Genomic DNA, 10,743 nt, shown 5'->3' with positions numbered 1-10,743 from the left:
ACAAAATGAGCTCCGTCCCTGAGTGAGGCAACCCCCACAAAATGGACTCTGTCCCCGGACGAGCTGAGTGAGGCAAAATATGCTCTGTCCCTACGTGAAGTTGTCGCCCCCACAGAATGGGCTCTGTCCCCGGGCGAGCTGTCCCCGCAGAATGAGCTCTGTCCCCGGGCGAGTCTTGCTGTCCCCGGGCGAGTCTTGTTAGGCTGACGTCGTCAAATCCATTGGGGTGACTTTATCCGCCACGAAGTTACCTTTACTAGGATCGATGGTGAGTCTTCCCATCTTCCTGCCTCCGTCTTCTACCCGAAGGTTTCCTGTAGTCACACGGACAAACTGTTCCCATATCGGAACGACGTTACCTGTCCAAGTAAGTTAGACGACAATACCCTGCTTGTTGCGAAGCAAAGGATTATGCTTGCCTAATGAATTTCGCGTCTACGAACCACTTTTATAAAATACCTTGGCTTGGTTGGGCAGCAGTTCGTTAATCGTGACGTGCTCGGATGAGTGTGGTGGCAACGAATCGAGTAGCAACTTGCCGTCCGGCTCGATTGTGATCGCTTCGGCTTCTGTTTCTTGGGGCGTCAGTCGTGAGTAGATTGTCGCGGTTTCGTCTTCCCGTTGATAGCGGACCACATACAAATTCGATTCACTTTCGTAGTGTGTTTGGATGTTCGCATCGCTCAATAATCCCGAAGCTCGCCACTGTTTTCGTAGCTTGATCAGCGATTGATACCACTGCCACATATTCTGGTTCCCATCCTCTCTCGCTTCTAATTTCGAAGACCGGAATGCGGCCTCTTCGGTCGGCAGCAGCCCTTCGGACCAATCGTGCTGCGGATACTCGAGCCGTCGTCCGTTGACCACGGCCTCCTGCAGCTCCGCGTCCGTGAAATCGACGAAGAACAGAAACGGACGCGTCGAAGCAAACTCTTCGCCCATAAACAACATTGGAATTGCCGGCGTTAGACACAGCAACGTCGCAGCCGCCTTCTGTGCCGCTGGTGAAGTCAGTTGATCGAGCCGTTTCGCCAGTGGATGATTGCCGATGAAGTCGTGGTTCTGGATCGAATAAACGAGCCCATGGGTTTCGGTGCGAGTTTCGGGCGTCTTTCGGCTGCGTGCCTTTCGCATCGTTCCTTCGAACACGAAGCCTTTGGATAGCGATTGAGCTAAATCGGTTCCCGATCGATAGACGCGATTGGAAAGTTGCTCGCCCGGACGCACGACGGCAAACACGCTATGCAGGAAATCGTCACACCATTGGGCGTCGAATCCGATTCCGCCCTCGGCGACCGGTCGGTTCATCTCGGGGTCATGGACATTGGATTCGGCGATCAGCAACACGTTTCGATTCGCCGCTTCGGACCAGCGACGAACTGCTTCACTCATCTCCGCGACGATGTGCGGATCACTATCATCGCGAGTGCAGTGAATAGCGTCGACTCGGAGCCCGTCGATGTGAAATTCGTCAAGCCAGTAGATGGCATTGGCGATCACGTAGCGGCGGACTTCGCTGCCCCACTGCGGATCATCAAAATTCGGAGCGTCGCCCCACGGTGTGCCATGTTTCGCTGAAAAGTAAGGTGCAAAATCGCCCAGATAATTACCTTCGGGGCCAAGGTGGTTGTAGACCACGTCGACGATCACCGCCAATCCTTTTTGGTGCGCCGCGTTGACGAGCTGTTTCAATTCAGCGGGCGTCCCGTAATTGTGGTTCGGAGCAAACCAGTTCACGCCATCGTAGCCCCAGTTCCAGCGGCCTGCCGCATCCGCAAGCGGCATCAATTCGATCGCCGTTACGCCAAGTTCGACCAGTTCGTCAAGTCGCTCGATCGCACTGAGAAAGGTGCCGGATGGGGTGAAGGCACCGACGTGCATCTCGTAAATGATCAAATCGTCTCGTGCGACCGATTGCCACTGTGAATCGGTCCAGTCGAATGCGGAATCGACCACTTCGCTGGGCCCATGCACCCCAAGTGGTTGGTAGCGAGATACAGGATCAGGCCGCTGCGGGCCGCTGTCACAACGGTAGAAGTAACGCTCCGCTGGTCCGCAATCCTCCGCCAACCCCACATGGTAACCATCATCATTTTTCTGCAATTTAATTTTGCGGTTTTGCCCCACCAGCTCGACTTCGACTTGGCCACGTTCGGGGGCCCAAACGACAAATCGAGTTTGATTTTTTCCCACCAGCGTCGCTCCAAGCCAATGATGGGAGGCGGCGTTCGGAGAATCGATTGGCGAAGATTCAAATTGTAAAGTTAGCGAAGGTTTCATGTTCACGATGGATCAGGTGTAAGAGAAAAACGGTTACACTGCGGCTACCAACTTCGATCGTCAGTTTCCACGTTGCAATCCCCTCATGTTTACATCTTCGGTTCTCGGGCTCCTATTTAGCAGCCTGCTCGTTTTGCTGGCAGTTTGTGCTCCCAACGGTTCTGCCGTCCAGTGCACCCCAACGGAATCTACGGATTCTGTGAAAATCCGAGTCGCGACTTTTAACGTTTCTCTGTATGGCAAAACGGCGGGCGAGGTTTACGAGCGGCTGATCGACGGACGTGATCCGAAAGCAATCAAGCTCGCTGCAATTGTGCAAACGGTGCGCCCCGATGTGCTGCTCGTCAACGAAATTGACTACGAGCCCACCGCGGCAACCGCTCGACTGATCGCCGAAGAATATTTTGCGATTGCCAGGTCGGGCCGCAGCCCGATCGACTATCCCTATATTTACGCAGCGTCAAGTAACACCGGAATCGATTCGGGATTGGATTTGAACGGCAACGCCGCCAACGGCGAAGCTACCGATGCATGGGGATTTGGGGTTTATCCAGGTCAGTATTCGATGGCAATTTTCAGTCGCTTTCCCATCGACAAGAAAAACATTCGCACGTTCCAGAATTATTTGTGGTCCGAATTGCCCGACGCTCATCGGCCATACGATCCCGAAACACAAAAACCGTACTACCAGGATGCAGTGTGGTCCAAATTGCGATTATCGAGCAAGAACCATCTGGATGTTCCCATTCAAATCGGTGATGCCACGATTCATCTGTTAGCAAGCCATCCAACGCCCCCGGTGTTTGATGGTGCCGAAGATCGCAATGGTTGCCGCAACCATGATGAGATCCGATTTTGGGTCGACTATCTCGACAATCCAGACGCGGCCTATTTGAGAGACGATAGGGGAAACACCGGCGGTTTGCCGCCAGACGCAGCCTTTGTGGTTCTTGGTGATTTGAATGCCGATCCAGCCGATGGGGACGGCAAGCCGCAGGCGATCCGGCGTTTGCTAAGTCACCGTCGTGTGCACGATCCCAAGCCAAGTTCCGCTGGCGCCACGGAACGCGATGTGAAAAACAAAGCTTGCGCGAAACACTCGGGTGATCCCGCGCTAGACACGGCCGACTTTGGCAGCAGCGGTCATTTTCGTGTCGACTATGTTTTGCCGAGCAAGCAATTAAACGTGGTGGATGCGGGAGTGTTTTGGCCTCGGCGCCAAGATCCGCGGCGTGATTTGATCTCGGCCAGTGATCATCGTATGGTTTGGGTCGAAGTCGAGGTGCCCTAATGCGTCAACGCGTGCTGTTGATGATCAGTTCGATGCGCGGCGGTGGCAGCGAACGACAAACGCTATTGTTGCTGCGGCATTTGAATCGTGCGCGGTTCGAGCCGCATCTGTACGTGATCGAGCGAGCGGGCGACTTGATATCGGAAATCCCCGACGATGTTCGAGTGCATTCGTTTGCGGATGGGCTACGGCCAAACCAACTCTATTTTCCAGGCCGGATTTTGCGTCAGCAGACCGCAGACCTGAGGGATCGGATCGTCGCAGAAAAAATCGCGGTGGTATACGATCGTACGTTTACAATGAGTTTGATTGCGGCACCCGCTTGCCAACGGTTGGGGATTCCGCGGGTCTCGACCATCGTCAGCCCGCCAGAGCGTGCGTTGCCGTTGGTCGAAAAACGTTTCCTGCGCTGGAAACGATGGCGATTGTCGGCCGCCTATCGTCAGGCTCGTACGGTGGTGGCTGTCAGCAAAATTGCCGCTCGATCGGCCGAAACGTATTACAACCTGTTTCCCGATTCGGTCACGGTGATCCCGAATCCTGTGGACCGCGACGATTTGCTTTTGAAAGTGGCAGCGACCCCACCGCGTGATCCCGATCACGTCACGATGGTTTGTGTGGGACGGATGACGTCGGAAAAGGGGCACGCGGATTTGATTCGAGCTGTGGCGATTTCCGAGTCAGATTGGCCCGCGGGTGTTCCGCCGCTGCGGCTAATTATGGTCGGTGACGGACCGCTGCGATCGCAATTACAGCAGTTAGCGACAGAGAAGGTCAGACGTCACACGATCGAATTCGTCGGAGTCGACCCCAATCCGGCACCACGAATCGCGTCCGCCAACGCGTTGATCTTGCCGTCGCTGTTCGAAGGGATGCCCAATGTGGTATTAGAAGCGATGGCGCTGGGGACACCGGTGATTGCTACGCGGGCCGGAGGAACGATCGAGTTGATGGACCATGAGCCGACGATGTTGTTGGCGGATCCCGGCAACCCGTTGTCATTAGCCAATGCGATTCGCGAATTTGTCAGCGATCGTGATGCGGCGATTCTGCGTGCCGATGTGGCACTGCGATATGTTCGCGATTTCCACGACGTGAATCAAACGACGCGGCGAATCGAAGAACTGTTTTTGTCGTGATGGCGGATCAATCGAGCTTCGCCATTTGCTTGATCGTGGTAATGAACCCTTCGCGATCTTTCGGTGATATTAAATACTCACGTTTTGCTGTTTGAATGCGAACGCGGCGAAGCGAAAGCGCCGGCGCGCTCTTGAGACTTGATGATTTTTCGATCCCTTGAATCTCTGAGATTGGAATCTGGTAACACAAGATTCCACATCGTACCGAGACGGCATCTTCCAGGACGGTGTAGCGACAGGGCACTACAAAGATGCCTTGAACGAACAAGGTGGCGGCACCAATAAGAAACAACAACGACGCATCGCCTGGACGACCATTCAATATCAAGTAACCGCCAATCACCGCCGCTAACACTGGCGAGAGCATGAGCAGCATCAAGAGCCAAAGATCGATCGCCGAATCGTAGCGAATCGGCGTTTTCAGAGCAGCAGAAGGTTCGTTCATCAGTATCGAGGATTTGTGGTTGTGGAAGCGCCCAGGCACGGGCGGAGACGCCGTTTGTATTGGCTCCGAGCAAGTGTGCCCTGAGCGAGTCTGCCCCGAGCGAGTCGCATTCGATCGCGTTAGCACAGTGGAACGCTGGCGGATTCGCTTCATCGCTTCACGTGGGATCAGGATGCTGATCATGGCCGCTACACCAACCGAAACGAGGGTGCTGATCCATGCCAGACCACTTTCACGCGATGTCCCCAGCAGTATTGCCGAAGAACCGCTATGGACCCAGACGGCTTGTGGAATCACGGCAAGCATCGCGGCGGCAAGGTAGGGTTTCGGTTTCGCCCGCATCGCCCCCATGCTGTAGCCAATCACCATTGTCGGAATGGGCGAAAGGCGAACCAGCAAATGGCCGCCCACGTTGGCATCGGCTGCCATTTCGCCAATCGCGTTTTTCCAGGATGAATCGTAATGGGGGCGTTTGGAAGGATCGCGTCTTTCGAGCACGTGGCGTCCGATCCAGTGGCGTCCGATCCAGTAGTTCAGCCACGCTGCGGTCCCGGCGATCACCGCGACCAACAATGTCCCCAAAAACGTTCCGTACAATGCACCGGCTGAAATCGAGATAGCCGTCTTGGGGGTCACGGTCGAGATCATGACGATGCTCGCCAACGTGAACGTGATCATGCCAAGCGTCGCGTGGGATTGGATCCAGTCGCGAGCCAATGGAGGATCAAAATCGGTAACGATGAGTGTCGCGGCGATGACCACAAACAATATCGTTACCGCGATGCCGATCAAGCAGTTCTTTTGGCGGGTTTGTAGCATCAAGAGAGTTGGCCTTGTATGACTCTCGTTCCACTTGTGAGAAGATGAGGGCGACGCGGTTGCAGGGTTACGAGTTTTCCGGCAGCGGTGGTTGAGCGAAACGGAGGCACGGTATTCTGTGACGAAGTCGCCGTAGCAATCTCAGCACCCCGCAATCACAGCACACCGCAATCACAGCACACCGCAATCTCCGCACACCGCAATCTCCGCACCCCACAAATTTTGTACGCTCAAGGTTTTTTCAGCAAGCGTGATGAACTCAAACAACTCGATCGACAGACCTGCTGCTCCACTGGATCCGCCTCGTGGCAAGCACAGTGGTTTTCCATGGGCATGGTGTAATTTGTGGCGAAATCCGTTTGGCGAGCTGACGCAAGACGAACGGGCCGATTTGGCCGTCGTTGATATCGCAGAGCTTGCCTCGCATGTTCCGAATTCGCGAACGGCACTGCAATTGATTGGTGATTGTGGTCGCGGGAAGACGACGCGGATGTTGGCGTTGCTGCGTCATTTTCCCCACGCATCCTATGTTTATCTGGATGAAGATTTGCCGTGTGCCGCGATCCCCGAAGGGGTTCCCTTGTTGATTGACGAGGCACAGCGGTTGCCACGAAAAGTGATGCACCGCATCTTCGCAACGGGGTTGCCGTTGGTGTTGGCGACGCATCGCGATTTGTCACGTCCGCTGAAAAAAGCGGGGTACGATGTCACAAGCTACCGGATAGGTGATACAAATAACGCACCCTTGGTAGCCGAGTTGGCAAATCGCCGAATCGAGGCGTCTCGATTAGGACCGGGGCCAATTCCAACATTGTCGCGTCAGGATGCTGACAGGTTGGTGTCGCGGTTTGGCAGCGATATTCGCGGCATCGAAGGTTACCTCTACGAGCAAGTTCAACACCAGGTGTACAGCGATGGCGAAATGCGATTTGTCGATTGAGTTAGCCGAGGATGCCGGCTTTCTGTATGAAGGCGGCGGTACCGTCCGTGGCAAGGTGCGTGTGAACGTCGATCAAGACGTGAAGTGCAGCGGATTGGTGGTCGAGTCAGTCTGGAAAACCCATGGGCGAGGAAACGTTGCCTCGGGGACCTTTGCCAGTGACACGTTGTTCCAAGGTGAATGGGTCGGCGGGCAAGTCGTTGAATATCCGTTTGAGCTGCCGGTCGGTGATTGGCCGCCTAGTTATCACGGACACTACTTGAACGTCGATCATTACGTCGACGCGCGAGTGAAAATCCCTTGGGGTTTTGACCCGAAAGCGTCCGAGCCGATTTTGATGCGGCCTACATGTGGGCCTGAGGCGGCCGTGACGAAAAAAACACCAAACCGCTCCATCTTTGCTGGGATTTTTATCGGCGTATTCATGATGATCTGGTGTTCTGGATTCATGTTTTTCATGGTTCAAAACCCCTTTTCGCTGATCTGTGTTGGCATCTTTCCCGTGCTATTCGCCGTCGGCTGGGCGGTAAAAGTCTTGTTGCCAAAGTATTTGTTAGGCGAAGTGGTCTACGAAGTTTCGCCCACCGTGGTGGCTCCCGGAGAACAGGTCACGGGCGAACTTGTGCTTCGGCCTCGCAAAAATGTCAGCGTCAATGCCATTGCGTTGAATTTCGAAGCCCGCGAAGTTTGTGTCAGCGGCAGCGGCAGTAACAAGACAACACATAAACATGTTTTCTTTGAACAGACGACCGAATTGCAATCGGCGACCACATTGGCGGCAGGGCAAGAACGTCGTTTTCCCATCTCCGTTACTTTGCCCGAGGATGCTCCCTACACACTGGATCTGCCTAGCAACGATGTGATTTGGGCAACCAATCTTCGCATCGACATCCCGCGCTGGCCCGATTGGTCCAAAGAGATCGCATTGCAAGTGTTGCCATCCGGAAAACCGCTGGAACGTCCGGTGCGATCGATCGCACAGCCGCCGGTCGGAGGCAATGTGGCTATGACGTCTGGCGATGGGATCACGTTCGCCGAGACTGCCAATCACTTGTGGTCTCTGCGAGATGAACCTGAGCCACTTGCGACGCTAGTCGATGCGGTGACTGGGCTTTCGTTTCGAATCGAAGCGTTTGTCGAGCGAAGGTTGCTGTACGCGGGGGACGACGATCCGCACGTGTTCAAAGACGGATACGCCGTGTGGGCTCACTACGGCGACCCGCCGTTGCCATTGGTGCTGTATGTCCCGCATCAATTGGCTGACGATTTCGAACAGGTAGGCCGCGATCGCTGGGTCGGTCAGGGAACGATCGTCGGTTGGGATGACCGTCACCGCCGGTTACAGATCAAACTCGATACCGAATAGCTCGTACCTCGAGCAGCCAAGCACTGTGTAGCATGCGAAAGCCGCAATCGGCCTGCTTTGCAGGGCTCAATATTCGCCGGGTAGTTGCCCGTCGTTGCGAAGCATCAGGTTCAGGAAAACGCCAATATCGATCGTGTCGGTGATCGTACGTGAGGAACCATCGCACAGTCCAACGTTCACGGCGCTCGAGTGGAAGCTGAATGGCTGACTCTTGTTGGTGTGATTCAGTGCGCGGTAGGTGCCGCAGGTATCGATCGTTGCTTCCCAAGCCGAGGTTTTGCTGCAATCCGTTGGGGTGTCGGGGATCGAAGGATTGGCCGAGGTTGATTTGCCGCGATTGGAGTCCGATGTATCCGCCGTCATGTTGTCGGCCTTGTAAGCACGCATTTTGACTCCGTCGCCACTACCTGCCCAAGTCAGTCCCGCCCCGCCGGTGGTTGCTGCCATCCGGCCTCTGACGAACAATTCAGGGGTCCCGATGCATTCGTAATACATCAACGTATGACTCATTCCATCGGTGATGTCACGCGCTTTGCCGCCTTTGTTGTTTGGATTGCGGTTTCTTGAACCTGATGCCGGCGTCATGGCCGTACTGAATTGCATCTGAGGTTCGCCACCTTGGTAATAGAGCGGGTGGCCTTCAGGACGAAGTGAGGGGATGCGGGGCGTGGTGTAATCAGCGACACCCATTTCGATATCGCCGTCAAACATCGTTCCGGATCCCGTTCGGCTCGGGCACTGAAACACGCTAAGTTGAGTGCCGGCTGCCTCGACTAGCAGTGGTTTGTTACTCCAGTCGGTCGAAATCGTTCCGTTGTAACCCCATTTGTATTCGCTGGCCGTAGGATCATCAAAGTTGGGATGCTTGGCCGCGCTGAATGTTTCGGCAAGTTCACGCTGTTCGACAAATCCCAAAATTCGCCACAGTGACCCCGTTCGCGAGTAAGGGTAGTGTCCAAAGGTATGCTCGAACATCGACATGCCCAAGGCGATTTGTTTGACGTTGTTTTTGCATTGAATTCGCCGTGCTGCTTCGCGTGCGGCCTGCACCGCAGGCAGCAATAGACCGACCAAAACGCCGATAATTGCAATCACAACAAGCAGTTCAACCAGCGTAAATCCGCGACGGGATGACGACGATGCAGTAGGGGCTAGGGCAGCCATAGGAAGGGTCCGTAGAGCGTGACAGGCAGGGTAAAGTTCGCAAAATGCTTGCAAACCTGAACGGTGAGTCTGGCTGGCTCTAAAGAATGGCTGGCTTGACATGCCTTTTTGAGAATGAGTCTCAACAAGGTGTAGGCCGGAGTCTACTTGCCTGGTTCTGACGCGTCAACCCGTTGCGCTGGATGATCTCGGTTTTCCTTTGCTCGCTGGATTCGACGAAGATTGGCTTCGAGTCGCGTGAGGGAACGCATAGAATGAAAGAAATCCGAACTAGGCAACGCGAGCCGGCTTCTCTGCCTACAAATGCGATGGGCCGATCCCCCAGGGCGACTCTTCTTCCTAATTTGGACATTCGCTCTCCCCCCTCGTTTTCTGGAGAAATCTGATGCAAGCGACTCTCAAATTGGTGCTGCTGTTGGTGATGTTCGTTGGCTTCAGCCAGCAGGGGACATCGATGACGCACGCCCAAGGTGTCACAATCACGATCGAAAAAGACAGTAATAAAAAGTCGGACTCCAAAAAGAAAGCACCGTTTTCGGGGACGCGGCCTTCGGTCGACGTGGCGATTCTGCTCGACACTTCCAATTCGATGGACGGTTTGATCGGTCAAGCCAAGAGTCAGCTCTGGAACATTGTGCAAGAATTTGCCAAAGCCAAGAAGAAAGGCAAAACACCGCTGCTTCGCGTTGCTGTGTTTGAGTACGGCAACTCAGGATTGCCTGCCAGCGAGGGGTACATCCGACAAGTGGTACAGTTGACCGACGACTTGGATAAAGTCTCAGAGGCCTTGTTCGCGCTCAGCACCAACGGAGGCGACGAGTATTGCGGCCAAATCATCAAGGAAGCGGTTAAGCGACTTGATTGGAGCAGTGAACCGAACGCCTACAAAGCAATCTTTATCGCTGGCAATGAGCCATTCACACAAGGGGCGGTCGATTATCGGTCGGCCTGCAAAAAGGCGATCGGGGCGGGCATCGTGGTCAACACCATCCACTGCGGTGACTATCAGCAAGGCATTAACGGCAAATGGAAAGACGGCGCCGACATTGCCGAAGGTGAGTATTTAAATATCAACCAGGACGAGAGGGTGGTTCATATCAAGGCACCGCAAGACAAGATCATCATCAAGCTCAATAACGAATTGAATCAAACGTATCTGTGGTACGGATCAAAGAATAAGCGTGAAGCGTACGCAGAAAATCAGGTGGTGCAAGATGCGAACGCCAGTGGGATTGGCGGACTCAGCAGTCGTGCCGCCACCAAATCGAGTTCGCTGTATCGCAACGTGGGCCGTGATTT

The 10,743-nt window shown here is 54.6% G+C and carries 8 protein-coding genes; 5 read left to right on the top strand and 3 right to left on the bottom strand.

Translation table 11 applies throughout. The features are described 5' to 3' along the window. Positions 1-435 precede the first annotated feature (435 nt). Positions 436-2,193, bottom strand: coding sequence for a malto-oligosyltrehalose trehalohydrolase (gene treZ, locus RMSM_RS25145; protein WP_160168369.1), 1,758 nt, complete (start codon positions 2,191-2,193; stop codon positions 436-438). Positions 2,194-2,479: 286 nt separating this feature from the next. On the opposite strand from treZ, the gene RMSM_RS25140 reads away from it, so the two are divergent. Continuing rightward, entirely contained in the window at positions 2,480-3,571 is a 1,092-nt protein-coding gene (locus tag RMSM_RS25140) for an endonuclease/exonuclease/phosphatase family protein (RefSeq protein WP_008703184.1), read from the top strand. Beyond that, positions 3,571-4,710, top strand: a complete 1,140-nt coding sequence (locus RMSM_RS25135; protein ID WP_008703182.1) for a glycosyltransferase — start codon at positions 3,571-3,573, stop codon at positions 4,708-4,710. Before RMSM_RS25140 ends, RMSM_RS25135 begins: the two co-directional genes overlap by 1 nt. Before the next feature lie 7 nt (positions 4,711-4,717). Here the strand turns inward: RMSM_RS25135 and RMSM_RS38870 are convergent, their stop codons facing one another. Then, positions 4,718-5,974 carry a PH domain-containing protein gene (locus tag RMSM_RS38870; RefSeq protein ID WP_008703180.1) on the bottom strand — a complete coding sequence of 419 codons (1,257 nt, stop codon included), beginning with the start codon at positions 5,972-5,974 and terminating at the stop codon, positions 4,718-4,720. Positions 5,975-6,227: 253 nt separating this feature from the next. On the opposite strand from RMSM_RS38870, the gene RMSM_RS40105 reads away from it, so the two are divergent. Then, positions 6,228-6,914, top strand: coding sequence for a hypothetical protein (locus RMSM_RS40105; RefSeq protein WP_040769332.1), 687 nt, complete (start codon positions 6,228-6,230; stop codon positions 6,912-6,914). After that, positions 6,889-8,280, top strand: coding sequence for a sporulation protein (locus tag RMSM_RS25120; protein WP_040769331.1), 1,392 nt, complete (start codon positions 6,889-6,891; stop codon positions 8,278-8,280). Before RMSM_RS40105 ends, RMSM_RS25120 begins: the two co-directional genes overlap by 26 nt. 66 nt (positions 8,281-8,346) lie before the next feature. Here the strand turns inward: RMSM_RS25120 and RMSM_RS25115 are convergent, their stop codons facing one another. After that, complete coding sequence (locus tag RMSM_RS25115; RefSeq protein ID WP_008703172.1) at positions 8,347-9,444, bottom strand: DUF1559 domain-containing protein; 1,098 nt, start codon at positions 9,442-9,444, stop codon at positions 8,347-8,349. Positions 9,445-9,829: 385 nt separating this feature from the next. Here RMSM_RS25115 and RMSM_RS25110 point away from each other — a divergent pair. Continuing rightward, a partial coding sequence (locus RMSM_RS25110; RefSeq protein WP_008703170.1) for a vWA domain-containing protein occupies positions 9,830-10,743 on the top strand: 914 nt, incomplete at its 3' end.

This window comes from Rhodopirellula maiorica SM1, from assembly GCF_000346295.1.
Taxonomy (GTDB): domain Bacteria; phylum Planctomycetota; class Planctomycetia; order Pirellulales; family Pirellulaceae; genus Novipirellula; species Novipirellula maiorica.
This window is presented reverse-complemented; position numbering and strand designations above follow the sequence as displayed.